The following is a 26,302-nucleotide window of genomic DNA, read 5'->3' on the forward strand; positions in this document are numbered from 1 at the left end:
TTTAAAAGAATATAAATGGCAAAAAAAGAACAAAAGATCGGTTTAATTACCACAACGTCATTAGTAGTTGGAGGCGTTATTGGCGCTGGCATATTTTTGTTACCATCATCATTAGCGGCGTATGGAAGTATCAGTATTTTAGGATGGCTGTTCACAGCAACAGGAGCGTTGATCCTTGCCAAAATATTTAGCAATTTCAGTAAAATAATTGTCAATAAAAGCGGTGGCCCTTATACGTATTCAAAAGCTGGTTTTGGAGATTTTATTGGTTTTTTAGTCGCTTGGGGATATTGGATATCTTGTTGGATAAGTAACGCTGGACTAGCTTTAGCAATTGTAGGTGCTTTAAGTGTCTTTTTTCCTGCGTTAAATACGGACCCAATATTGAAAGTTAGCGTAGGATTAGGAATGATATGGTTTTTTACATGGGTTAATTCTAGAGGTATTAAAGCAACTGGAAAGGTGCAAGTGGTGACTACAGTTCTAAAATTATTGCCATTAGCATTTGTTATTTTAGCGGGTATTTTCTTTTTTGATAGTGATAATTTTCCAGCATTTAATTTAACTGGTGAAAGTGATTTTGCTACAATACCAGTAGTTGCAGCATTAACTCTCTATGCGTTTTTAGGTATAGAAGGCGCTACAATACCAGCAGAAAATGTTGAAAACCCTGAAAAAACGATTCCTAGAGCAACGATGTTAGGGACTATAATCGTAGTATTAGTCTATATTTTGAGTACAATAGTCTTATTTGGAATTTTACCTGTAGATGTTTTAGCAAATTCACCAGCGCCTTTTGCTGAAGCAGGAGAAATAATAGGCGGTAAGTATGCTGGTTATTTTGTGGCTGCAGGAGCCGCTATTTCTGCAATAGGATGTTTGAATGGTTGGATATTAATGTCTGCTCAACTACCCTTGGCGGTAGCCAAAGATAAAATGTTTCCAAGAGTTTTTGCTAGAGAGAATAAAAATGGAGCACCAATATTTGGGATAGTTATAGGGAGTGTATTGACTACAATAATCTTACTACTTAATATTTCTGATGGGTTAGTTGAACAGTTTACATTTATTGTAAACCTAACTGTTCTTGCTTGTTTAGTGCCGTATCTTTTTGTTTCAGCGTCCTATATAATTGTCCTAATTGAAAAGAAAACACACATTAATAGCTTTCTTAAAACATTTGTATTGGGTAGTTTAGGCTTTGCGTATTCGATATGGGCAATTTTCGGATCAGGATCAGAAACGGTATTTTATGGGTTTTTATTATTGTTAGCAGGAATTCCATTCTATGTTTTAATGCAGTGGAATAAAAGAAAAAAATAAATGAAAACGACACATCATTCAGAATATCTAAACCTACAATCTGTTTTTATAAAACCAGCAAAAAATGCTTTTGTTTCTGATGATGAATTAGTAGAGCAATGGCAGGAACTTAATTACTTATCTCGGCCAGATTTTGATAAGTCAATTAAAGAGTATAAAGCATTCGAAGAATTGTTTAAGGCTTCAAAAATTGAATTGAAATATTTTTCACAAGATGCTACTGTGAAAATTGATTCGGTGTATTGCAGAGATGCTTCCATTGCTACAGATTTTGGAATGATCATTTGTAATATGGGCAAAGGCGGACGCATTAATGAACCACTATCTCAGAAACTCCAATTCCTTAAAAGTAATATTCCAATTCTTGGCGAAATAACGGCTCCAGGAACTCTGGAAGGAGGCGATGTCGCTTGGTTGGATGAAAAAACATTAGCTGTGGGTCATACGTATAGAACGAATGTAGACGGAATAAAACAATTAAGACAATATCTTGAGCCCAATGGAATAGAAGTGATAGTTGTAGAACTACCACATTACAAAGGCAAAGAAGATGTATTTCATTTAATGTCAATTTTGAGTCCAGTTGATAAGAATTTGGCGGTTGTTTATTCGCCGTTAATGCCTATTAAATTTAGAAATCAGTTACTTGAAAGAGGTTTTGAATTGGTTGAAGTACCAGAAGAAGAGTTTGAATCTATGGGTTGTAATGTATTGGCCATTGCATCAAGAAAATGCATAATGGTTGATGGTAATCCGCAAACTAGAAAATTATTGGAAGAAGCAGGGTGTGAAGTTACTGCTTATAAGGGAGATGAAATTAGTGTAAAAGGAGGAGGAGGCCCAACCTGTTTGACCCGTCCTTTGTTGCGACGGTATTAACTACATTTTCAAATAAAAATCCTTAGTCAGATTGGTATAGTCATCTGTATATTGATGACGAGTAGTTTCAATGATTAATTCTGAAATATTTAGATCGTATTCTTTAAAAGAGAACTCTATAAGGCTGCGTTTTGTCTCTGCGGAAGGTGTGCCTTTGACATGTGTTTTTCGCTTCGGAAAAAGTCCGGTTTTAGACGCTAATTCTATAAAATGGTCTTCTTCAGAAAATGGTATAACGACTGATAACATTCCGTCTTCTGAAAGTAAAGCTACAGCACTTTGTAATAAATGTTCAAAAGGCATTGCATCCTGAAATCGTGCCAGATCACGTTGTGCGCTTTTAGTTTTATAGTTTTCAGCGTAGAAAGGCGGATTGCAAATTATCAAATCGTATGTGTCTTCAATCTCTTCAGCGAATTCCTCTAATGATGCGTGATAACAAAACAAGCGATCATTCCATGGTGATTGTTCAAAATTATCAACACATTGCTCGTACGCTTTGTCGTCAATCTCTAGAGCTTCGATAACTTGAGCGTCACAGCGTTGTGCCAACATTAATGATAGAACACCTGTTCCTGCACCTATGTCTAGAATAGAAAATGGATTGTTTTCAATTGTTGTCCATGCGCCTAAAAGCACACCATCTGTACCAATTTTCATGGCACATTGGTCTTGGTTGACTGAGAATTGTTTGAATTGGAATGGTTTGTCCATAATTCATTGTTTTGTCATTCAGAAGGAGCACCGATAACTATCGGAGTAACTGAAGAATCTAGTTCTTTTATTTGTGAGATTCGTCGCTTTACTCTGAATGATAGATTTATTCTTCTAAATACAAATCAATCAAGCCCTCAGGAGTATTCATAAAAATGGTTTTATTTGTCTTATCTACTTTGGAGATAAACTCATCATTCATTGGAATTAAGATCTCTATTCCGTCCCTATCAATTTCAAAAAGTGATTGCGCGGTAGAGTCATTAATAGATTTGATAATCCCTACATGGCCAAAATTTTTGTCTTCAACTTTAAATCCGATAATTTCATGAAAGTAAAACTTATCATTATCAAGTTTTGGTAAAAATTCAAGAGGTAAGTATAAACCACTTTTCATAAGTGCATCTGCATCTTCTTCCGTATCTACATCTTCGAACTTGACACGTAATAATTCAGATTTGTGCAGTTGAGAGGATTCTATAAAAAAGGGAAGGAGCTTATCGCGAACTTCTATAAAAACAGAGTCCATGTTTTCATAAAGCTCAGGTTCGTCAGTATCTAATTTGACTAATAGTTCGCCTTTAAAACTGTATTTTTTGACAATCTTACCAAGAAAGAAGCAGTCTTTTTTTTGCATTTGAAGTGTGATTTTGTTTTCCAAAGTATTGGAAAGCGTATGACTTTAAAATAAAAAACCCAGACGCAAATGGTCTGGGTTTAAAAGTATAAAAAATAATTTTCTATTCTTCTTCGTTTGAAGCTGTAACTTCACCTTCAACTTGTGCTTCTTCAGTTGCTTCTTCAGTTGCTTCTTCTTCAACAACAGGAGCCGCAGCTGCAATTCTTGCTTCGTTAACTGCTTTCTCAGCGTCTAACGCATCAGCTTTAGCTTTAGATTGTATTTCAGATAAACCAGCTTCTTTAGCTTGTACTTTTCCTGCTTTTTCTTGTAACCAAGCATCAAACTTTGCTTCTGCTTGTTCTTCAGTTAAAGCACCTTTTGATACACCACCAGCTAAGTGGTTTTTGAGCATTGCACCTTTATAAGATAAAATTGCTCTGGCTGTATCAGTTGGTTGAGCACCATTCTGTAACCATTGTACTGTACCATCAACATTTAATTCTACAGTTGCTGGATTAGTGTTAGGATTGTAAGCACCTAATTTCTCTAAGTATTTACCATCTCTTTTTGATCGTGCATCTGCTGCAACGATCCAATAATAAGGTTTCCCTTTTTTACCGTGTCTTTGTAATCTAATTTTTACAGGCATATATTTAATTAATTTGTGAGGTTCGCGACCTCTATTATTAATGAGGCGCAAAGATAATACAATAATTTAATTCTCAACATTTTATTTGAAATTAAGTAAGAACGCTTCCGGTCTTTATTGATTAATCTTTAACCTATGATTTCGTCCTATCATATTGCTTTTCGGCTAATAAAAAACCTAAGTTGAGTTCATATTGAAATTTTATTATACTTTTGGGGCTCTTTAAACGTTATTAAATTTGTGAAAACAATATTGAAACCAAATTGAAATGAAAAAATTAGCCTTAATTCTTGTTACCATATTATTAGTATTTAGTTGTGGTGATGAAGTAGAATTTAACTCCCCAGCAATTCAAGGAAATTATAACGGGAATCTTTGGAGAGCAAGATCTTACGCTGCAGATATTGACTTTGGAGGATTTTTAGTTCAAGGATCTAATAATATTGAAACCTTGCAATTGATAACTCAAGATGATACAGCGGGAGTCTATAATTTAGGCGGTGATAGTCCAAATGTTGCAATAGTTAAAGATGCTAACGGAGTGGTTTATTCTACGGCAAATGACCCAGATCCAAGTTTTTCACTTTATCCAGTTGAGGGGCAAATTATTGTTGAGAGCATCATTAATACAACTCCTAAGACTATGACAGGAACGTTTTGGTTTTATGCTTTCACAAATGATGGATTGCAAACAGTAAACTTTAATGAGGGTGTATTTCATAAAGTGCCAATTGTGGGCGGTTTGGTTGTAATTAATAACGGAAGTAGTTGTCTACAAGCGACTCAACAAGTAAATATTACTCAGGCTGCATTTAATGCAACAAGTACTACTATGCCTGATTATACAGATGCATGTAGCGCTTATAAGACAGCTTTAGTTGGTAAAATAGATGCCTGTGGTGATCTAGATGGAAGCCAGCAACTAATAGTTGATGGTTTAGGAACTTGTATTCCATAAATGTAGATAAAAAGACTTATACAGAAACAGCCTTTTAAGGCTGTTTTTTTGTTTAAAACTGTTCATAACTTTAGCTTTAAAAAAGAGAAGTTTCTTCGTAATTTTATGGACTTACTTCTAGAGATTTTTCTTCTGAAGTTTATACAATTAAAGGGCAAAGAACTACATGTATTTAATCTTCGATACCGAAACCACAGGATTACCAAAACGATGGGATGCACCAATTACAGATGTTGATAATTGGCCAAGATGTATTCAAATTGCATGGCAATTACATGATGAGATGGGTAACTGTGTCGATCATCAAGATTATTTGGTGCAACCTGAAGGGTTTAATATTCCCTATGATGCCGAAAAGATTCATGGAATTTCTACCGAATTGGCGCAAGAACAGGGTATACCACTTCAAGATGTATTAGAGAAATTTAATAGTGCGTTGTCGAAGACTAAGTTTGTAGTTGGTCAAAACGTGAAATTTGATCTCAATATTATGGGAGCTGAATTTGTAAGGGAAACTGTTGCAAATCAGCTTCAAGAACTTCCAGTTTTAGATACTTGTACAGAGCACACGGCATCGCTTTGTCAAATCCCTGGAGGTCGCTACGGAAAGTTTAAACTACCAACCTTAACCGAGTTACATCAGTTTTTGTTCAACAAACCCTTTTCGGAAGCACACAACGCAACGGCCGATGTTGAGGCTACCACGCGTTGCTTCTTTGAGTTAGTTCGATTGGGAGAGTATACCAAAGAGCAACTAGACGTTCAACCTGATTACTTTCAGGATTTTAACGAGAAGAATTCGCAAACGATTCAACTTATTGGATTAAAGCATATCAACCTCAAGAAGGAAAGCGCGAAGATTAATGCGCGTCTTCAGAAGTTGCAAACCAATGATATTTCCGAAGCTGAAATAAATCAAAATATTTCAGGCTTAGCAGATGTCGATTTTGTACATCTCCATAATCATTCTCAGTTTTCGGTATTGCAGTCTACTATAAGTATTACAGATTTAGTTGCTGTTGCTGCAGAGCATGATATGCCTGCAGTTGCGCTGACCGATCATGCGAACATGATGGGCGCTTTTCATTTTGTGAAAGCGGTTAATAATCACAATAAATCAGTAAAAGATAAAATTGCTGAAGCTGAAGAGAAAGGAGAAACTTCAGACTTAAAAGAAATTAAACCCATTATTGGTGTTGAGTTTTTTGTTTGTGAAGATCATACTGATAAAACCCGAAAAGATAATGGCTATCAAATTGTATTGACTGCCAAGAATAAAAATGGCTATCACAATTTGGCTAAGTTGTCATCACATGCGTTTGTCGATGGGTTTTACTACTTGCCTAGAATCGATAAAAAATTAATTCAGCAATACAAAGAGGATTTGATTTGCTTGACCGGAAATCTCTATGGAGAAGTGCCAAGCAAAGTTTTAAATGTAGGTGAAAATCAAGCTGAAGAAGCCTTGCTTTGGTGGAAGCAGGAATTTGGTGATGATTTGTATATAGAACTCATGCGTCATAATCAGGAGGATGAAAATCGCGTAAACCCTGTCCTAATCGGCTTTGCTAAAAAGCATAATATAAAACTTGTTGCTACCAATAATACGTATTACTGTAAGCAAGAAGATGCGAATGCACATGATATTTTATTATGTGTTAAAGATGGTGAAAAACAAGCTACACCAATTGGTCGTGGTCGAGGTTATCGTTACGGATTGCCAAATCAAGAATACTACTTCAAGTCATCTGAAGAGATGAAAGCGCTCTTTAAAGATGTTCCTGAAGCCATTACTAATATTCAAGAAGTCGTTGATAAGGTTGAGGCATTTCAGCTAGCTCGTGATGTATTATTACCAGCTTTTGATATTCCTGATGAATTTAAAGATGATGGCGATTTGGCCGATGGTGGGAAAAGAGGTGAAAATTCATACCTAAGACATTTAACTTACGAAGGCGCAAAAAAACGTTATGATGAACTCACAGATGATATTATAGAGCGTCTCGATTTTGAGTTGAGCGTTATTGAAAATACAGGGTATCCAGGTTATTTTTTGATCGTTGAAGATTTTATTCGCGAAGCACGAAATATGGATGTGTCCGTTGGGCCTGGTCGTGGTTCGGCAGCAGGGTCTGTGGTGGCCTATTGTCTCTGGATTACCAATATTGATCCGCTAAAGTATGACTTACTTTTTGAGCGTTTCTTGAATCCAGATCGTATCAGTATGCCAGATATTGATATCGATTTTGATGATGAAGGTCGAAGTCGTGTTATGGATTACGTGATTGAAAAATATGGATCCAATCAGGTTGCTCAGATTATTACCTACGGAACCATGGCTGCCAAATCATCTATTCGTGACACAGCAAGGGTTTTAGATTTGCCATTATTTGATGCTGATCGGATTGCGAAGTTGATTCCAACCATGTCTAAACTGAGTAAGATTTTCGGTCTCGATGAAAAGGAATTAGGCAAGAAGTTTAGAGCCGAAGACTTAGAAAAAGTCAATCAACTTCTAAATATTGCTGATGGCGATGACCTTGAAGCCGAAACCGTAAACTTGGCAAGAACACTGGAAGGCTCAGTTCGTAATACTGGTATTCATGCATGTGGTGTTATTATTACGCCAGACGATATTACCAAGTTTGTTCCTGTAGCAACAGCGAAGGATTCAGACTTGTATGTCACTCAGTTTGATAACTCTGTAGTTGAGGATGCAGGATTACTGAAGATGGATTTCTTGGGATTAAAAACCTTGACTTTAATTAAGGATACGGTTAAAATCGTGAAAGCGAAGCATGATATTTTGCTCGATCCAGATAGCTTTCCATTAGATGATGAAAAAACATATGAGTTGTTTCAAAAAGGAGAAACGGTTGGTGTATTCCAATATGAATCGCCTGGAATGCAAAAACACCTCAAAGATTTAAAACCAACAGTTTTTGAAGATTTGATTGCGATGAATGCACTCTATCGTCCAGGGCCTATGGAATATATTCCAAGTTTTGTTCGTCGTAAACATGGTGATGAAGACATTGAATACGATTTGCCAGCCATGGAAGAGTATCTCAAGGAAACCTACGGAATTACAGTCTACCAAGAGCAGGTGATGTTGCTATCACAAAAGCTGGCTGACTTTACCAAAGGTGAAGCTGATGTCCTCCGAAAGGCTATGGGTAAAAAGCAAATTACGGTCCTTGATAAAATGAAACCTAAATTTATTGAGCAAGCAAGTGCCAATGGTCATGATGCTAAAGTTCTAGAAAAGGTTTGGAAAGATTGGGAAGCTTTTGCGAGTTATGCCTTTAATAAATCGCACTCCACGTGTTATGCATGGATTGCTTACCAAACAGCATATCTAAAAGCACATTATCCGGCCGAATATATGGCTGCAGTACTGTCTAACAATATGAATGACATCAAGCAGGTGACTTTCTTTATGGAAGAGTGTAAACGTATGCGAATGGCTGTTTTGGGTCCAGATGTTAACGAATCGTATTATAAATTTTCTGTGAATCAAGATGGAGCAGTTCGCTTCGGAATGGGAGCCATAAAAGGGGTAGGTCATGGTGCCGTAAAAACGATTGTTGCAAATCGTAAAGAAGATGGTCATTATAAATCGATTTTTGATTTATCCAAGCGTATTGATTTACGGGCTGCTAATAAAAAAGCATTTGAAAATCTAGCTTTAGCTGGAGGATTTGACGGATTTGGAGAAGCACATCGTGCTCAGTATTTTCATGATGATGGTGACGGAATTACATTTTTAGAAAAAGCGATAAAGTATGGTGCTAAACATCAGGAGAATGAAAATTCTGCTCAGGTAAGTTTGTTTGGTGCTGCAAGTGATGTTCAAATTGCTGAACCTGAAGTTCCGCCAAGTGAAGAATGGGGAACCATGGAAAAATTGGCTCAAGAAAAAGAAGTCGTAGGTGTATATATTTCTGGACATCCTTTAGATGATTTTAAGGTGGAAATGAAAACCTTTTGTAATGGTAATTTAGCCATGTTTAATGAATTGGAAACTTATGTGAATCGTGAAGTAACCTTTGGAGGTGTCGTTACAGACATACAACATCGTGTAAGTAAACAAGGTAAAGGTTGGGCCATTTTTATGGTTGAAGACTATACCGATAGTTTTGAGTTCAGAATTTTTGGAGAAGAGTATCTCAAGTATCGTCACTTTTTGGTAAAAAATAGTTTTGTATATGTGAAGTCCTTTATCAGAGAAGGTTGGGTCAATCGAGATACAGGTAAAAAAGGAGATCCTAGATTACAGTTTAATAGTTTTCAATTGTTGCATGATGTTATGGATACGTATGCTAGGAAACTTTCCATACAATTAAATATTAAAGATTTAAAAGAGCAACGTATTTCCATACTACAGGATTTATTTAGGATGCATCAAGGTGAAAAAGCATTAAGTTTTATTGTCTATGACAACGATGAGAAAATTAAGTTGAATATGTCAAGCCGAAAGCAAAAAGTAAAGATTTCTCAAGAGCTTTTAAATGAATTGGATACCAATGATGTGAGGTATAAGTTGAATTAAGTGCGCCATTTTTTAAATACACAGCTTATTGGTTGCATAATCGATTATTTCCTCTGCGCAAAGGATGGAACGGTATGTTTGAGCTCCTCAAAGAGAGCGAGCAGTGAGAGCCTGTTTTATGCGCCCAAAAAAGTAATATACAATGCGTCAATGACCTCATAATCAAAACAAATACTGCCACTGTAAGGTTTGGCAAAATTTTTGACTAATTTTGTGTATTAAATTAAAATAAAGTTAAACATATAGACAATATAATTATGGCATTAGAAATAACAGATGCGACGTTTGAAGAAACAGTATTAAAGAGTGATAAACCAGTAGTAGTTGATTTTTGGGCTGCTTGGTGTGGACCGTGTAGAATGGTTGGGCCAATCATTGATGAAATTAGCACAGAATACGATGGTAAAGCCGTTGTAGGTAAAGTAGATGTTGATGCTAATCAAGAGTTTGCTGCTAAATATGGTGTACGTAACATTCCTACAGTTTTGGTATTCAAAAATGGAGAAGTTGTTGGTCGTCAGGTAGGAGTAGCTCCTAAAAATGCTTATACGGACGCAATCGATTCTTTATTATAAGAATTATCAGATATAATCTAAAAGAAATGATAAAAGGTTTGCCATTATGGTGAACCTTTTTTTATTTTTATCTAATATTAAGATATAAGACAAAACATATATGAGCAAGCAAGCAAAAGCACAAGATATAGTAGATAGTAAATTATTAGAAGAGCGTAAAGTGTTTCTTTGGGGAATGGTAGATGATAAATCGGCAAAGCATGTGATTGATCGGTTATTGTATTTAGACGCTTTAGAAACTAAAGACATTCATTTATATATAAATAGCCCTGGAGGTTATGTCACTTCTGGATTTGCGATGTACGATTGCATTAAATCCTTAAATAGTGATGTATCGACGATTTGTACAGGATTGGCAGCATCAATGGGATCTATATTATTATCTGTTGGAACTAAAGGTAAACGCTTTATCCAACCACATGCACGAGTGATGATTCATCAACCAAGTGGTGGCGCACAAGGTCAAGCAAGTGATATTGAAATTACAGCACAAGAAATTGTAAAGACCAAAGAGTTGAGCGCTAAAATTTTAGCTGATAATTGCGGACAAGATTTTGATAAAGTGATGAAAGATTTTAATCGTGACCATTGGATGGGAGCAGAGGAATCTAAAGCTTACGGAATTGTAGACGGAATTATCTAGAGTTAAGATTATAGAAAACAGAGTATAGACTTAATAAAACTAAGTAAAAGACGTTATTTTATTTAAGAGGTTAATACCCAATTTAAACGTATTTAAGTCTTTGTTCTTGATTATAAAACCGAAGCGGTCTAATATTAAAAGAAATGAATCTACAGGCAGAACTCAATAAAGCAGGCGGCTTTAAAAACCTAGAGCTACTTGCAAAACAAGTGGTGGAAGGTTTTATTGCAGGAATGCATAAGAGTCCATTTCATGGGTTCTCTGCAGAGTTTGCCGAACATAAAATCTACAATCAAGGAGAAAGCACGCGTCATATCGATTGGAAACTGTATGCCAAAACAGATAAGTTGTATACCAAGCGTTATGACGACGAAACCAATTTACGTTGCCATCTTATTATAGATAATAGTAGTTCGATGCACTATCCTGAAGTAAAAGATTTCAGTATTTCTCATTTGAATAAGATTGGCTTTTCTGCATTGGCTTCAGCAGCGTTAATGCATATCTTAAAAAAGCAACGTGATGCCGTAGGTTTGAGTATTTATAGTGATGCTTACGATTATTATGCGCCAGAAAAGGGGAGTGAACGTCATCATCAAATGTTGTTGAGTCAGTTGGGGAATATGGTGGTTTCAAAACAGGTCAATAAGCAAACCGAAACCTATACCTATTTACATCAGATTGCTGAAAATATTCACAGACGATCTCTGATTTTCTTTTTTACGGATATGTTTCAGACATCTACTGATGAGGAGAAGTTATTTGAAGCCTTACGACATTTAAAACATAATAAGCATGAAGTGGTCTTGTTTCATGTGATTGATAAGGATAAGGAACTCAAGTTTGATTTCGACAATACACCTAAGTGTTTTATTGATGTGGAGACGAATGAGTTTATCAATTTGTATCCAGATACAGTTAAGGCAGGATATGAGACTGCAGTCGAAAATTACTTTAAGAGTATTCGATTAAAATGTGGTCAATATCAAATTAAATATGTTGAGGCAGACATCAATAAACCATTCGATAAAATATTGACAACTTACATGGTAGAGCGACAAAAATTTATTTAATGATTTTTTTGTCAAAATTCTTTATAAAATGTTTGTGATATTAAAAATCGAACGTATATTTGCCCTCGCAATAAAGCAACGGTCTGGTAGTTCAGTTGGTTAGAATGTCGCCCTGTCACGGCGAAGGTCGCGGGTTCGAGTCCCGTCCAGACCGCTAAAAATTGCAAAACTAAAGCTTCAAGAAATTGGGGCTTTTTTTAAGCAATAAAGATAGTTGTGTTGTTCTCAGAGAAATCTGAGAGTTGTGAGAAACTCAATGTTGTTGAGTTCTTACCGATGAGAAGCTTTCCTTTTTTCTGAATAAGAAAATTGGGATGCTTTTTTGTTTTTAGCTATTAGTAATTTATTCTTACCTTTCTTGTTATAGATTTTAAGCCAACTATGCAAGATCAAAATAATTTACCTGAATCAAATCCGCCTGCCAAAAAAACAAATCTTTTTCGCGATTGGTGGGAAGAGATGTGTCCTCGCGATTTCGTACTTACATTTAAAAATTACTTCTTTAATCATAAGCAATTTTTTGATGAAGTGTTCTCTGAGCAATGGGACAATAAAGTAAAGCCCATGGCCTTTTTATTTACTGCTATTGGTGTATCATTAATTATTGGAGCAATTTCACCTTGGGGATTAAAATCAGAAGTTAGTCCAGAACCAGCCGCTTGGGATCAAATCATAGACTCCATGGGAGAGCAAGAAGAATATGAATTCATGAGTGTCTTTAAGTTGCAATGGTATGATGAATTCAAGACAAATAATCCTCCAGAATATGATGAGAATACCAATAACTCATTATATTCTGAATATATTGAGCAAGAATTAATGACGGTTACCGGGCAAAGTACGCCTTTAACCGTGACACAACTCAAGGACTATTTTGAAAAAGAAGAAAAATATTTGCTCGCCTCTAGAGCAGATTATGTGCTTTTGAAACGTCAGGTAGAGCACGATAAGGAGCAGAAGGAGTTAGAAATTGGAGAAATTGAACAAGTCGTTTACTTAAACCTTTTCGTGTTGTGGTGTATGTTGTATTGGCTTATTGCGCATCGACTTTTTAAGAAAGCGAAACGAACTTCGAGAGAAACCGTATTTGTTTTTATGTACGGTTTGGGCATGCTTGTTTTTTTTGTTTATATCCCTTTTATAGCTATTGCAGGTGCCTCAGAAGATCATGTTGCGACTCTTGGTGCTGGAACGATTATTATTTTCGGAATATCCCTTTTTCTTTTATATCGCATATTTAGTATTTTTAAGTATACGCACAATACAGGATTTTTTAAACTTGTGTTGGTGTATATCAAAACATTTCTTGTAGCTGGTTTGGTCGGGTTGTTATTATTTACTGGTGCATTCTATTTACTAGACTTATTATTATAAATACTTCTTTTCTGTTTTATTAAGGCAACTACGATTTTAATTCATAGGGGAAATAGGGGCTTGCCATAAACGTTCTGCAGGCTATTTGACAAACCAAGCGAGACCTTGATAACACGGTTGGTTAAGTTATTAAACCAATAGATAGCTTTCCTTTTTCTTAATTGAAAATTGGGATGCTTTTTTGTTTTAGGGTAATTTATGATGACATTCCTAATGCATTCCGATGTTATTAAAAACAATTACATCATGAAATCATTTAGATTCATTATTTTTTTAGCCGTCATTTCTTTATTATGCGCTTGCAGCCACAATGACGATGGAGGCAGTCAAGGATTAAACCAATCCAATTCTCAACTTTGTAATAATGTCATTGGGCTAAAAGCAGAATATGATAAACTGTTAATGGAAACCTATTTTCCATTTCATAGGCAGTTATTAGTTCTTTCTCAGGATGTTAGAGATTCAGATATAGATGGTACACCAGATAATTAAGACACAGTTCCTTTTAATCCGAACGTCCAATAAACGGAGTTATTAACAGGTAATCAACAATTTTAAATCTATTTTATGTATTTCATCGACAAAAAAACACATTTAATCGGATTTATTTTTGTTTGTCACCTAAAAAGTATTATGTTTGGAGTCCTTCTTAAGCCCCTAAAATCACTTTTCAAGGAATCTTAGTTAATCCATTCATGTTTAAGTACCATTTGGTATTTAGATTTCCCTCAATTTAGTTGGGTTTTTTTGCACCCAAAAGTTAATAATCCATTCTTCCCTCGAATTGGCATTTTTGATGCTGTTTTATTATTAACATAATTAAATTGAATTTATAAATCCCTAAAATTAACAAACATGAAGACCCTGAAAATTACTTTGTTACTATTTACAGTATTATTATTAACCGTTTCTGGACAGAGCAGTGAAGCTCTTGCTGATAATTCTGACGAACCTACTTTTAAAAAGTATAACAAGCAAGACGTAGCAGTTATAGAAAAAAAGAACAAAAAATTGGAATCTCAAGGTTAATAGGTCCTATTTACGAATTTAAGAAGCTCTTGTTAATTAACAAGAGCTTTTTTTATGAGATGTAATTAATTTGTTTTTTTAGTCTATTTTTGAAATAAAAGTATTTCATTTTGTATAGAGCGATAATATTATCATTTTTATTAATTTTAATTGGTGCTAAAACTATTGTTGCGCAGAGCAAACAACTAGATTCAATAAATAAATTGATTGAATTGTCAAAGGACAAAAATAAACCACTGGAATCCCGTTTAAATTTTGCTTTAAAGTCTTCAGAAATAGCAAAAAATATTAAAAATGACTCAATTCTTTTATTAGCGCATAGAAATTTATCACTTATGTACTTCCATACCGAAGAGTATGACAAATATGTAAGTTTGAATAGGTCTAATTTTAAATTGGCACAAAAACTACAAGACTCTTCTGCAATAACAGTAGCTACATCTAACTTAGGCTCTTTCTATAGGTATTTAGAGAAAAATGATAGTTCCTATTATTTTTATTCTAAAGCTCTCAAGTTTTATCCTAAAAATGAAATTTCTGAAGCAAAAGCAACAGCATTACTTTATTTAGCCGACATACAGCAAATTGAAAAAATTCATGCTGGAGCCGAAGAGGCAGCAATACAATCAATATTGATATTAAATCAATTGCCAGAAACACAAAATAAACTCAGTAAACTATGGGATGTATACAACCTTATGGGTATTATTTCAAGAGAACTAGGGAACTATCCGAAATCTATTGAGTATTATGATAAATCTAATGAATACGCTAAACGTATTGATGATGGATTTATTAATGAGGTGTATTCCATAAATAATAAAGCATTCGTATACAGGAAAATGGGTGATTTTAAAAAAGCTATTGAGCTTTATGAAAGCCTTATACCGTTAAGATCAAGATATGAGGAACAAGATCCAGCATTTTATCCGGCAATCATAGCTAATATAGCAGATATTCAATTGGAATTTGGAAACTATGATTTTGATACTGTAAAAAATAAATTTGAAGAAGCCTATGCAATGGGCGAAAAATTAGATGATGAATTCCTAAAAATGAATGTTGCTTTAGATTTATCAAAACTATACAAAGAAATTGACCAAAGAGATTCTATTAGTAAATATGCAAATGAAGCTTATGAAATTGCAACTAATGCGTCAGCAAATGAATTGAGACAAGAGGCTTTATTAATGCTGTCTGAAATTGATGATGGCGAAAAAGGTAAGTTCTATCTTAAAGAACATATACGATTAACCGATAGTTTACTTGATGTTGAACGAAAAGTAAGAGACAAATTTGCACGAATAAAATACGATACTGATACTGTAGAACAGGAAAACGCACGAATGTCTCAGCAGTTAATGTGGCTGCTGGCTATTTCCGGTGGTTTACTTGTCACCTTATTCTTATTATACATTATTATCACTCAACGTTCAAAAAACAAAGAACTAAAGTTTGAAAAAGACCAACAAAAAGCTAACGAAGAGATTTATAACCTCATGTTATCGCAACAAGACAAAGTCGATGAAGCTAGAGCAGGAGAGAAGAAACGAATTTCTGAAGAGTTGCATGACGGTGTGTTAGGTCGACTCTTTGGTACCAGACTAAGCTTGGATAGCTTAAATTTTTCCGAAGGAAAAGAAGCCGTACAGAACAGGTCAACCTATATTAAAGAACTTATGACTATTGAAAATGATATTCGTAAAATTTCACATGATTTAAATACTGATTTTGTTTCTGGTTCTAGGTTTATGGATATCGTTTCAGAATTGATAGAAAAGCAAATTAAAGCCTATCAATTAGGATCTTCATTTAATTATACAGATGATATCAATTGGGAAGTTGTACCTAACAAAACTAAAATCAATATCTACAGGATCATACAAGAATCGCTTCAAAATATTTATAAACATGCCAATGCTAAGGCTGTAAATATTAGCATTCAATTAAAAAATAATGTAATTTGCCTAGTAGTAATTGATGATGGAGAAGGGTTTGATGTCAATAAAAGTAAAAAAGGGATTGGCATCAAAAATATAAATTCGAGAGTAAATGAGGTTGAAGGGACAGCTGAATTTAACTCTATTATAAATAAAGGGACCGAAGTTAGTATTACAATACCTTACAAAAATTAGAGACAATGCAACAGATTCATATATTGATGGTTGATGATCATCCAATCATTATTGAAGGGTATCAAAATACGTTGATGGCAACCAAAAAAGACAATCAAACGTTAGTCATTGATACGGCAAATACATGCGATTCTGCAAACTTATTAATGCAAAAGGCAGCGAACCAAAAGCATTATGATGTTTGTTTTTTTGATATTAGTTTACCAGCTTCTTCCGACGGAAAAATAACTTCAGGTGAAGATTTAGCAAAAATTTCACGAGCTATCCTTCCCAATGCAAAAGTCATTATTCTTACTATGTTTAATGAATCTTATCGTATTCATAGCATTGTTAAAGAGATTAATCCTGATGGGTTTTTAATAAAGAGTGATTTAACCTCTAGTGAGTTGGCTGAAGCCTTTCAACACATTTTACAAGATCCTCCATACTACAGTAGTACTGTGAGTAACTACTTAAATAAATCGGTAATCAACGAAATTTATGTTGATGAAATCAATCGAAAAATTCTACATCTTCTATCTAACGGAATTAAAACAAGAAGCTTGATAGAGTATATCGATCTGTCTATGAGTGCGATAGAAAAGCGTAAAAAGCAACTTAAAATTCTGTTCTCTATTTCCGATGGGAAAGACGAATCGTTAATTAATGAGGCTCGAAAAAAAGGTTTTCTTTAAAAGATACTGTTAAAATTACGGTTTTTCGTGATTTCAAGTGCTCTTGAAAGGCTTATTTCTGCTGGAAACTACGGTTTTTCCGCATCAAGTCTACGGTTTTTCCGTAACAAAAAGTTAAAAACTATAGATATATTTGATAAGTCAACAAAATTAATTAATCCCTCTAAGTAATTTGTTGAGTTAATAGCAAAGAATTAAAACCTAACACTTCTCAACAGGTGTTAGGTTTTTCTTTTAAAACAATACGTCTTTATAATCTATAACTTTCACTATAAAGAATCCCATAAATATTATGGCGACTATAAACTTTATAAACGTAGAAGCAATAAAACCTAAAAAAGATCCAAACGCAGCTTTAAGCGCTTTATCAAACTCACTTTTATTTATTAGCTCACCAATTAATGCACCAAAGAAAGGGCCAATAATTATGCCGCCTGGTATTGGTGCAAATAATCCAACTAACAAACCTATGGAGGTGCCTATCATTCCAGCTTTTGTGCCTCCAAAGCGCTTAGTTCCCATAGCAGGAATAATATAATCCAATATCCAAATACCAATGGCAATGATTAGTGTAATAATTAAAAATGTCCAGTTCATAGGTACGACATCTGTTAGATGAAAAATGAGTAACCCAACCCAACTAGTTAGAGGTCCTGGTAAAATAGGGAGGAAACTACCAACGATTCCTAAAACCATAAAAAAGGCAGCTAAAATGACTAGAAATATGTCCATTAAAACGATTTAAAATTCTACTTAGTAGACGCACAAAAGTTAAAATTGTTACATTTTAAAACTAAATGTTTAGTTTGAACTAAGTTTTTAGTTATATTTGAATATTGAATTATCATAAGTACCATCCATTCTCTTAAATAGTAATTCATAGATGCTTAAAATTTATGGATGCACCATTTGACAATATTAAAACAATAAAAGTGGCCAAATGAACCATCCATACTCTAGAATATTAATTTATAGATGTATATGATATATGGATGCATCATTTGACAATATTAAAACAATAAAAGTGACCAAATGAACCATCCATACTCTAGAATATTAATTTATAGATGTATATGATATATGGATGCACCATTTGACAATATTAAAACAATAAAAGTGACCAAATGAACCATCCATACTCTAGAATATTAATTTATAGATGTATATGATATATGGATGCACCATTTGACAATATTAAAACAATAAAAGTGACCAAATGAAACAACTCACAAAAGCCGAAGAGGAAATCATGCACATCCTCTGGCAACTAGGAAAAGCTAATGTTGCAGCTATTATTGAACAGCTTCCTCAGCCTAAACCAGCATACAATACCGTTTCTACAATTGTAAGAATCTTAGAAAACAAGGGGTTTGTAGATTACCAAAAGCAAGGTAAAGGACATATATATTTTCCAATGGTTAAAAAACAAGACTATAGCAATCAGTCCATTAACAACTTGGTCGACAACTATTTTCAAGGATCGTTTAAAAGTATGGTGTCATTTTTTGTCAAGAAAAACGACGTAGATTTAAAAGATATGGAAGCCATTTTAAAGGACATTAATAAAACAAAACACTAGTTATGCTACATTATATTCTACAAGTTGTTGCGTTTCAACTATTGTTTTTAATCATCTACGATGTTTTTCTTCGGAAAGAAACGTTTTTCAATTTAAACAGAGCTTATTTATTGGTAACAGCAGCACTTTCAGTAGTGATTCCATTTATAAAAATCGAACAGATAAAAACAATTGTCGCCAAGGATTTTGTAATTCGCTTACCTGAAGTGATCATAGGTAACCCTTCAGAAAACATAAGCACAATAGATCCGCAAATTGCCATGCAAGCAGGTTTCAATTTAGGACCTGAATCAATGTCAATTTGGAACATCATTTTGATATCAGGAATGAGTATTGCAACGCTTCTTTTGCTCATTAAAATCACTAAACTATTTTGGTTAGCATCTCAACATCCAAAACAATGGAAAGGAAATTTCTTAATTGTTAATTTGATGAACAGTACCAAAGCGTTTTCATTTTTTCACTACATCTTTTTAGGCGAAAAGTTAAACGCTCAAGAAAAGTCGTCCATACTAGAGCACGAAATCGTACATGTGAAACACAAGCATACTTTAGATTTATTGTTTTTCGAGCTCTTCCGAATTGCATTTTGGTTCAATCCATTGGTCTATATCTATCAAAATAGAATCGCCACATTACATGAATATATTGCAGATGCCAAAGCGGTAAAACAATCTAATAAAGCAGATTATTATGACAACTTGTTGGCTCAGGTTTTTGAGACACAGCAGTTTTCATTTGTCAACCCATTTTTTAAACACTCATTAATTAAAAAACGAATTCTTATGTTAAGTAAATCGAAATCCAAACAAATCAATATGATAAAATATGTGCTTTTGTTGCCACTGGTATTTACGATGCTCATTTATACATCGTCATATGCACAAAAAACGGTTGTTAATAAAGTAGTAGAAAAATTAAATTCAGAAACACAAGATTTAAGTAAATACTCTTTTACCATGAGATTAGGTGATAGTGATATGAATGAAAAGACTAAAGTTATTCACGAATCTTATGAAGCTTTTTTAAAATCTAATTCTAATTACGTGAGTTGGGCAACTTATGATAAGAAAAATAATAGAGTATGTTATTCGGTACATTCTATTGATGAGAAAATTCCTGAAGGTTACTCAATGCACGAAGTTAACTTTAAAGATGGGGCATCTTATGTGTCATTCATGAATTATGGTACAGCTTTTAAAACCGAATCTAAAGCTTCTGGCACGAGATATGAAGAGTTTAAAACTGAAATTATTAAAACAGAAAATGAAGATGTTGAAACAAAAATCATCGATTCTCATGCCGAAGTCCCATTTTCCATAGTAGAAGAAACCCCAACATTTACATTTTGTGATACGTTTAAAACTAACGACGAGCGCAAAAAATGTCTGAGTGATAATGTCGCAAAACACGTTAATAAAAACTTCAATATGGATTTAGCTACCAAATTAGGTTTAGTAGGAAGACAACGAATTAATGTCATTTTCAAAATTGATAGAGAAGGTAATGTCATTGGAGTTCGAGCAAGAGCGCCACATCCTAAATTAGAAGAAGAAGCCATACGAGTCATTAATACCTTGCCTCAGTTTATTCCAGGAAAACAAAAAGGAAAACCTGTTATTGTGCCTTATAGTTTACCAATTATTTTTCAGGTGCATGGAAATTCAAATAGTAACTTGGGTAAGGTTGATTTAGAAAAACCAAAAGAGAGCTTTAAATATGCTTCTAATGAAGTCCCGTTTGCTATTATCGAGCAAGTGCCAACATTTTCATTTTGTGATACGTTTACTTCAGAAGAAGAACGTAAAAAATGTATGATGGATAACGTTGCAAAACACGTTAATAAAAACTTCAATATGGATTTAGCTGCCAAATTGGGTTTAACTGGAAGACAACGTATTAATGTTATTTTTAAAATTGATCAAGAAGGACGTGTGATTGATGTGAAAGCAAGAGCACCACATCCTAAATTAGAAGAAGAAACCATACGAGTGATTAACACGTTGCCACAGTTTATTCCAGGAAAACAAAAAGGACAACCGGTTGTAGTACCTTATAGTTTGCCTATTACATTTCAAGTATCAAATTAAATCATCAAAACCATATTAATGAGAATACTCCCAGTCCTACTATTTCTGATATTAATTTCTAAAACCGAAGCCCAGACTTCGGTTTTAAATCGAGCAGACAGTCTATACAGTAATGGTAATTATAGTAAAGCTATTGTTGCTTACAAAACCTACGACGACCAAACAGAAGTTAATGATAACATTGCTAAAGCTTTTTTAGCCATTGGAAACTATGATATGGCATTACAGCATTATAAATTAAGTGTAGAAGCGCATCCCAAAGACGCATTGGTACTTTATGAATATGCGAAACTACTCTCGAAGACCAAAAAATTTGAAGCGTCTATTGAAGTGTTTAACAATTTAATGAACATCGATTATCGCAATCCCAATTACCATTACGAAATGGGATTGGCTATGGAACGTAATAAGGATTCGACAGCCATTAATAGATATCGATCTGCTTACGACTTAGATAAAACGCATCAAAAAGCCATTTATAAATTAGCCAAAAATTATTTAAAAAAAGGAAGGCATTCCTTGGTCGATAAATACACCGATATAGGCTTGGAAACATATGAAAACAATGTAGAACTTATCAGTTTAAGAGCACAAAGCTATTTCTTCAGAGAGTATTATTTCAAAGCAAGAGACTGGTTTCAAAAGCTGATTGATTTGGGTGAATCTTCAGAGTTTATTCATGAAAAATTAAGTTTATGTTATGCACAAAACTCCGATTTTGAGCTAGCTATAGAGCAGCGAAAATTAGCATTAAAGTATAATCCTTTTGATGCCAACGCTATTTTCGTTATTGGAACATATTATCTAGAATTTCAAGACTTTGTAAATGCCGAAAAGTATATTAGACAAGCGCTGGTTATGAAAGATGTTCCTTTGGATTATGAATATCAAAGGTTAGGCATTGCTTTAAACTGGCAGAACAAACATAAAGAAGCGATAGAAGTCCTTGAGAAATCTATAAAGGAAAACCCGGAAAACATGCAAACCGCATTTTTTATAATCACCACTAAGGATAGATATTATGCAGATTTAGATACCAAGATTAAACTCTATGAAGATTTTAAGAAAAAGTATCCCAAGAGTTTCTATTCGAGTTTTGCTTCACGACGTATCTCTGAACTTAAAGAAGAGAAATTTTTAAAGGCTAAAAACTAAACGCTTCTTATATTCAAAAAAATTGTACTTTTCAGTTTCAGTTTTAACATAATGAACCGCTTATTTCTTTTAGTTGTATTGTTTGCTTTTTGTTCTTGCGATTATTTCGAGAAGAAGAAGGTCTATACCGAAGATATTCTTGAAGAAGAACTGCAAACCTTCAATTGGAAGGACGTGGACGAATATCCAACATTCGAGTCTTGTGACTCTACTCTAGGAAAAGAAAATAAAAAAGCATGTTTTGAAAACACATTGCGAGACATTCTTAATACTAACCTTTCTTCGCATCAAATTGTAGTTTCCGAAGAAATTAATGATACGGTTCAACTTAAAATCACCATTGATAATCAAGGCCAATTTTTTATCGATGCTATTGTGAGTAGTGAAACTACAAGAGCCCTAATTCCACAATTAGATAGTTTGCTTCGGAAAAGTCTAGATTCATTACCTAAAATTCTCCCAGCAATTAAGAGAAGTCAGCACGTGAAAACACAGTTTGTTTTCCCGGTAATTATTAAAATCGAATAGCGAACTTCTGCATCAATCTTAAGACTTCCACATACAACCAGATGATTGTTGCTAAAAGTCCCCAAGTGGCCAGCCATTCTTTCCATTTTGGAGCTTTGTTTTTGTATCGTTCGATATAATCGAAGTCTAAAAGCAACGAAAAAGAAGCGACAATAATCACAATACAATTAAATATAATGGCGAACCAAGATGTTCCCCAAATATAACTTTCGATTCCGAAGAACCCCAAAACCCAAGAGATGATATACACTACAAAAACACTTACTACAGAAGTGATAATGACGCTTCGCAATTTTTTGGTCACAACAATAACTCGTGTTTGATACAGCAGGAGCATTACAAAAAAAGTAATGATGGTCACACCAATAGCTTGATAAGGTAGCTCAGGATAATTTTGATGTGCGTATGCCGAAAATCCACCTAAAAATAAGCCTTTAGCAATAGTATATAACGGAACTAGATATGGTGCCCAATGAAGTCTAACGGATATCACAATACTAATAACAATGGCTGCAAGCATTCCGCCAAGTGTAAACCATTTTACAGGCATGCCTTCTTGGTTAAGCTTCCATATATAAGCTGTAATCGCTGCAATGACTATGATGCAACTTAAAGATTTGATAAAAATTCCTGTGATAGTCATTTTTTTGGAGGACGTTTTTTGATCCTGCCAAAAATAACCTGAAAACACGGGGTTGTTTGATTTATAATTAGAGAGCTTCACTATAAATTGAACTTGTAGCCTATCGAGAAATCTGTTGAGAAATTACCTTGATTGTCAAGTAATAATGCAAATAACTCGTTATACGCTAAGGTGATATAACTATTTTTAGTCACTCTTATGTCTGCTCCTACACCAAAAATAAATGGCACATCAAAAGCAGTTTCATTAAATTCTTCGGTAGTTATTGTACCATTATTATCGGTAATCACAACCGCATTAGAGAAATTTAGAGTGGCGAATTTGACATTTCCGTAGAGACTAAAAGATGCTTTATTGATAAATCTAAAACGGTAACCTAAAGCTAACTCTGTAGTAGAATATTGTAGCTCATCTTGTTCGGTAACATGTTTAAATTGCAAGAAAACAGCATGCCTTGATACTTGATCAACGTCAAGAATTTCAAATTCTCCGCCAAAATACGGTGTAGTAAGATTGTCCGGATTGGAAATAAACGGACTATTAGTTAAGCCACCAAAAACGCCAAGCCGATACTGTAATTTATTTCTTTTAGCTGTTGATTGGTAACTAGAATCAACAGTGCTATTGTAAGTGTCTATAAATTCTTTGAGACTAAAAAGCGTCAGGTTTAAACGCTTTGTTGACATGCTCGCATTAGTCAATTCATTAAGTAATGTCTTATAGTCTTCCTGATATTTACCGTCCTTTTTTGTGTTTTTAAGCTCAATAATGGTATTCGTTTCAGTTCTTACGAAGTAACGATATTTTGTGTCGATGATGTTCCAAAGTAAATCCAACTTACCATTTACTTCACTTTTTAATACGAGTTGTTCTCCTTTAACCATATAAGTGTCCTCTTGAGCTTGCATGAAAGAAAAGCAAAATAAGAGACAAAATAAACAGATAATTTTTTGCATTGCGATATGGGTTACAGTTTGTGTAAATCTAACAAAAATAAATGATAGTATTATTTGGTGTGTGTTCTGCCTTTCCATTTATAGCCCTTAAACATTGATATAAATGCAATGTATACACTAAAAAAAGGATATAATAAGCTTGAAAACAAATAGGATGATAAATAGTGTTCTTGACCAAAATAACGAGCGGTTTTAAATACCAATAGAAAATCTATTAAAAACTTTATAAAGACAATATAAATGACGGTTTTTAGGTTGACGATTTGCAGAAGATATAGCACGGGCAGACAAACCAAAAGCGCATTCATAAGCAGTACCACAAGTCCAGTAAATTTCCCAAAAAGATTTTTATAGCTCGATGTTTTTGCTGCCCAACGGACACGCTGAGATTTTAAACTTTTAAAATTAGATTCTGGATTGGTCTGTACAATAACCTGTTCGCTTTTTATATACTTTACCTTATTAATATCGTGCTTAACAGCCTTTTCCAACAGAAAAATATCATCACCACTGGCAATATGAGCATTGCCTTCAAAACCATTAATGTCCTTAAAAAAATCTTTTCTATAAGCTAAGTTGGCGCCGTTACATAAAAATGGTTTCTTAATGCCAAAACCGCCAATAGATGCACCTTGCAGACTCAAGATATCTAATAATTGGAAGCGTTCAAAAAATGAACTTACTGTTCCAAAACTTATTGGGGCAACCAACAGGTTTGGACTGTTTTTCTGAATATAACCATCAAACACATCCAACCAATATTTTGGTAACAAGCAATCGGCATCAGTAGTGACAATCCAGTCATATTTTGCGGAATTTATAGCAGAAGTAATCGCATCTTTTTTGGGCGATTTAGAGGTTCTCTTATTTTTTATAACTGAAATATCTATGGATTTAATATCGAAAGAATTCTTGTTGATTTTTTCAGCGGAATCATCAGTCGATTCATCATCCACAAAGATAATTTCGAACATAGATTTTGGATAATTCAATGTTGAAATTGATTCTATAAGTATTGGTAAATTTTCAGCTTCATTTCTAAACGGAATGACAACTGAAAACTTTGTTTTTGGAGTAATATCTTCCAATTTAAAAGGTTGAACCTTATCAAAACCATAAATAAGGCTTCCTATTAAAAAAAGGTATAAAACAGTTATAATGAGAATGATGACTAGCATTAATCGTTGGTTTTTGTAAGATTAAAATTAAGCACATAATAACTTCCAAATACACTTGGAAGCACAAAATTAAGAAGCCACATAATGGTGACGATGCCAAGTGTTGTAAATTCATTAACACCAACTAAAGCAAATAAATAAACAGCAACACTGCCTTTGATCACAACATCGAAAACAAAAATCGACGGAATCACAGAAGCTAGTAAATACATACTAGTAATAACAATCATAGCATTATAATAACTCACACTGATGCCAAACAGTTCTAATAAAAAGTAAAACTGAAATGAGAAAATGAGATATCTAAGCATTGAAATCCCAAAAGCCAAAACATGAATTCTGGTTGGAATATGTTTAAAAAACACTTTTAATCTTTCTATAGAAAAACCCTTGATCATGAACTTGTTTTGCTTTAGTCCCAAAACAGAAAAAAGACCAATAACAATAATAATTAACAGAAATCTTGAGACTTTATAAACATCGACATTGAGATCGTATTTAGTATACATAAGCCATAAGCCAATTATGCCAAACAAAACAGTAACTGTCATTTGCATCATATTACTCAATAAATTGAGAAGCATGACTCGTTTTCGTTTTGAAGAGTGGTAATAAATTGCTTTTGCGCCATATTCTCCAATTCGGTTTGGCGTAAAAAGTGAAGCAGTTAACGCGCCTAAACTTTGTTCTAAAGCATTTTTAAATGAAATATTTTTGATATAACTTATTAAAGTCTTCCATTTCACAACTTCGAAAAACCAGTTAAAACCAGTTAAAATGATTAAAAAACTAACGGTTTTGAATGAAAATGACTCGTTTTCTATTAAAAACAACCAAAATTCATGAAAATCCAAATTCTCGTTGGTTGCCAATTTCCGATAGATAAAATAAAAAGCACCAACTACAATACTTAATTTAATAAGTACAAAAAAGAATTGTTTAGTTTTGTAAGGAAGGCTACCAAAATGCATAA

The 26,302-nt window shown here is 33.9% G+C and carries 24 protein-coding genes and 1 tRNA gene; 17 read left to right on the forward strand and 8 right to left on the reverse strand.

What is annotated here, in order from left to right:
* Positions 1 to 15 precede the first annotated feature (15 nt).
* Positions 16 to 1,323: an amino acid permease gene (locus V7719_RS01110; RefSeq protein WP_335728010.1), complete on the forward strand. Its 1,308-nt coding sequence runs from the start codon at positions 16 to 18 to the stop codon at positions 1,321 to 1,323.
* The gene (locus V7719_RS01115; RefSeq protein ID WP_335728011.1) at positions 1,324 to 2,202 is read left to right on the forward strand and encodes a dimethylarginine dimethylaminohydrolase family protein; all 879 of its coding nucleotides are present in this window, start codon (positions 1,324 to 1,326) and stop codon (positions 2,200 to 2,202) included. It abuts the gene before it with no gap.
* Here V7719_RS01115 and V7719_RS01120 read toward each other — a convergent pair whose 3' ends face one another.
* The 3 genes from V7719_RS01120 to V7719_RS01130 all read right to left on the reverse strand — a co-directional run bounded on the left by V7719_RS01120 (position 2,203) and on the right by V7719_RS01130 (position 4,187).
* Positions 2,203 to 2,916, reverse strand: coding sequence for a tRNA1(Val) (adenine(37)-N6)-methyltransferase (locus V7719_RS01120; RefSeq protein ID WP_335728012.1), 714 nt, complete (start codon positions 2,914 to 2,916; stop codon positions 2,203 to 2,205).
* Between the two features lie 106 nt (positions 2,917 to 3,022).
* A complete protein-coding gene (rimM, locus tag V7719_RS01125) occupies positions 3,023 to 3,553 on the reverse strand; it encodes a ribosome maturation factor RimM (protein WP_335728504.1) in 531 nt (176 codons plus the stop codon).
* Positions 3,554 to 3,656: 103 nt separating this feature from the next.
* Positions 3,657 to 4,187: a 30S ribosomal protein S16 gene (locus V7719_RS01130; protein ID WP_335728013.1), complete on the reverse strand. Its 531-nt coding sequence runs from the start codon at positions 4,185 to 4,187 to the stop codon at positions 3,657 to 3,659.
* Between the two features lie 268 nt (positions 4,188 to 4,455).
* On the opposite strand from V7719_RS01130, the gene V7719_RS01135 reads away from it, so the two are divergent.
* The 11 genes from V7719_RS01135 to V7719_RS01185 all read left to right on the forward strand — a co-directional run bounded on the left by V7719_RS01135 (position 4,456) and on the right by V7719_RS01185 (position 17,200).
* Positions 4,456 to 5,145 (forward strand): DUF6252 family protein, encoded by a 690-nt coding sequence (locus V7719_RS01135; RefSeq protein ID WP_335728014.1) that lies wholly within the window; start codon positions 4,456 to 4,458, stop codon positions 5,143 to 5,145.
* 166 nt (positions 5,146 to 5,311) lie between these two features.
* Positions 5,312 to 9,697 carry a DNA polymerase III subunit alpha gene (gene dnaE / locus V7719_RS01140; RefSeq protein ID WP_335728015.1) on the forward strand — a complete coding sequence of 1,462 codons (4,386 nt, stop codon included), beginning with the start codon at positions 5,312 to 5,314 and terminating at the stop codon, positions 9,695 to 9,697.
* Positions 9,698 to 9,948: 251 nt separating this feature from the next.
* A complete protein-coding gene (gene trxA, locus V7719_RS01145; RefSeq protein ID WP_335728505.1) occupies positions 9,949 to 10,272 on the forward strand; it encodes a thioredoxin in 324 nt (107 codons plus the stop codon).
* Between the two features lie 100 nt (positions 10,273 to 10,372).
* A complete protein-coding gene (locus V7719_RS01150) occupies positions 10,373 to 10,915 on the forward strand; it encodes a ClpP family protease (RefSeq protein ID WP_335728016.1) in 543 nt (180 codons plus the stop codon).
* A 143-nt stretch (positions 10,916 to 11,058) separates the two neighbouring features.
* Complete coding sequence (locus V7719_RS01155) at positions 11,059 to 11,988, forward strand: DUF58 domain-containing protein (RefSeq protein ID WP_335728017.1); 930 nt, start codon at positions 11,059 to 11,061, stop codon at positions 11,986 to 11,988.
* An 80-nt stretch (positions 11,989 to 12,068) separates the two neighbouring features.
* Positions 12,069 to 12,142, forward strand: a tRNA-Asp gene (locus tag V7719_RS01160).
* 227 nt (positions 12,143 to 12,369) lie between these two features.
* Positions 12,370 to 13,362: a hypothetical protein gene (locus V7719_RS01165; RefSeq protein WP_335728018.1), complete on the forward strand. Its 993-nt coding sequence runs from the start codon at positions 12,370 to 12,372 to the stop codon at positions 13,360 to 13,362.
* A 246-nt stretch (positions 13,363 to 13,608) separates the two neighbouring features.
* Positions 13,609 to 13,854, forward strand: a complete 246-nt coding sequence (locus V7719_RS01170; protein WP_335728019.1) for a hypothetical protein — start codon at positions 13,609 to 13,611, stop codon at positions 13,852 to 13,854.
* Positions 13,855 to 14,217: 363 nt separating this feature from the next.
* A complete protein-coding gene (locus tag V7719_RS01175) occupies positions 14,218 to 14,391 on the forward strand; it encodes a hypothetical protein (protein ID WP_335728020.1) in 174 nt (57 codons plus the stop codon).
* A gap of 212 nt (positions 14,392 to 14,603) precedes the next feature.
* A complete protein-coding gene (locus V7719_RS01180) occupies positions 14,604 to 16,526 on the forward strand; it encodes a tetratricopeptide repeat-containing sensor histidine kinase (RefSeq protein WP_335728021.1) in 1,923 nt (640 codons plus the stop codon).
* Between the two features lie 5 nt (positions 16,527 to 16,531).
* Positions 16,532 to 17,200 (forward strand): response regulator, encoded by a 669-nt coding sequence (locus V7719_RS01185; protein WP_335728023.1) that lies wholly within the window; start codon positions 16,532 to 16,534, stop codon positions 17,198 to 17,200.
* A 234-nt stretch (positions 17,201 to 17,434) separates the two neighbouring features.
* Here V7719_RS01185 and V7719_RS01190 read toward each other — a convergent pair whose 3' ends face one another.
* The gene (locus V7719_RS01190; RefSeq protein ID WP_335728025.1) at positions 17,435 to 17,932 is read right to left on the reverse strand and encodes a DUF456 domain-containing protein; all 498 of its coding nucleotides are present in this window, start codon (positions 17,930 to 17,932) and stop codon (positions 17,435 to 17,437) included.
* A 484-nt stretch (positions 17,933 to 18,416) separates the two neighbouring features.
* Between V7719_RS01190 and V7719_RS01195 the strand changes: the two genes are divergently transcribed.
* Genes V7719_RS01195 through V7719_RS01210 form a run of 4 tightly spaced genes read left to right on the forward strand, consistent with a single transcriptional unit; the run spans position 18,417 to position 22,552 of the window.
* Positions 18,417 to 18,779, forward strand: a complete 363-nt coding sequence (locus tag V7719_RS01195; RefSeq protein ID WP_335728026.1) for a BlaI/MecI/CopY family transcriptional regulator — start codon at positions 18,417 to 18,419, stop codon at positions 18,777 to 18,779.
* 2 nt (positions 18,780 to 18,781) lie between these two features.
* The gene (locus tag V7719_RS01200; RefSeq protein WP_335728027.1) at positions 18,782 to 20,869 is read left to right on the forward strand and encodes a M56 family metallopeptidase; all 2,088 of its coding nucleotides are present in this window, start codon (positions 18,782 to 18,784) and stop codon (positions 20,867 to 20,869) included.
* Positions 20,870 to 20,887: 18 nt separating this feature from the next.
* The gene (locus tag V7719_RS01205; RefSeq protein WP_335728028.1) at positions 20,888 to 22,024 is read left to right on the forward strand and encodes a tetratricopeptide repeat protein; all 1,137 of its coding nucleotides are present in this window, start codon (positions 20,888 to 20,890) and stop codon (positions 22,022 to 22,024) included.
* A 51-nt stretch (positions 22,025 to 22,075) separates the two neighbouring features.
* Positions 22,076 to 22,552, forward strand: coding sequence for a hypothetical protein (locus V7719_RS01210; RefSeq protein ID WP_335728029.1), 477 nt, complete (start codon positions 22,076 to 22,078; stop codon positions 22,550 to 22,552).
* Here the strand turns inward: V7719_RS01210 and V7719_RS01215 are convergent.
* Genes V7719_RS01215 through V7719_RS01230 form a run of 4 tightly spaced genes read right to left on the reverse strand, consistent with a single transcriptional unit; the run spans position 22,539 to position 26,300 of the window.
* Entirely contained in the window at positions 22,539 to 23,276 is a 738-nt protein-coding gene (locus V7719_RS01215; protein WP_335728030.1) for a Bax inhibitor-1/YccA family protein, read from the reverse strand. The genes V7719_RS01210 and V7719_RS01215 overlap by 14 nt on opposite strands.
* Positions 23,276 to 24,151 carry a hypothetical protein gene (locus V7719_RS01220; protein ID WP_335728031.1) on the reverse strand — a complete coding sequence of 292 codons (876 nt, stop codon included), beginning with the start codon at positions 24,149 to 24,151 and terminating at the stop codon, positions 23,276 to 23,278. Before V7719_RS01220 ends, V7719_RS01215 begins: the two co-directional genes overlap by 1 nt.
* Before the next feature lie 50 nt (positions 24,152 to 24,201).
* Positions 24,202 to 25,329 (reverse strand): glycosyltransferase, encoded by a 1,128-nt coding sequence (locus tag V7719_RS01225; RefSeq protein ID WP_335728032.1) that lies wholly within the window; start codon positions 25,327 to 25,329, stop codon positions 24,202 to 24,204.
* On the reverse strand, positions 25,329 to 26,300 hold the full coding sequence (locus V7719_RS01230; protein ID WP_442969041.1) for a lysylphosphatidylglycerol synthase transmembrane domain-containing protein: 972 nt from the start codon (positions 26,298 to 26,300) through the stop codon (positions 25,329 to 25,331). The genes V7719_RS01225 and V7719_RS01230 overlap by 1 nt, the downstream gene beginning before the upstream one ends.
* Between the last annotated feature and the right edge of the window lie 2 nt (positions 26,301 to 26,302).

It is taken from the genome of Psychroserpens sp. (assembly GCF_036960315.1).
In the GTDB taxonomy this organism is placed as follows: Bacteria; Bacteroidota; Bacteroidia; order Flavobacteriales; family Flavobacteriaceae; genus Psychroserpens.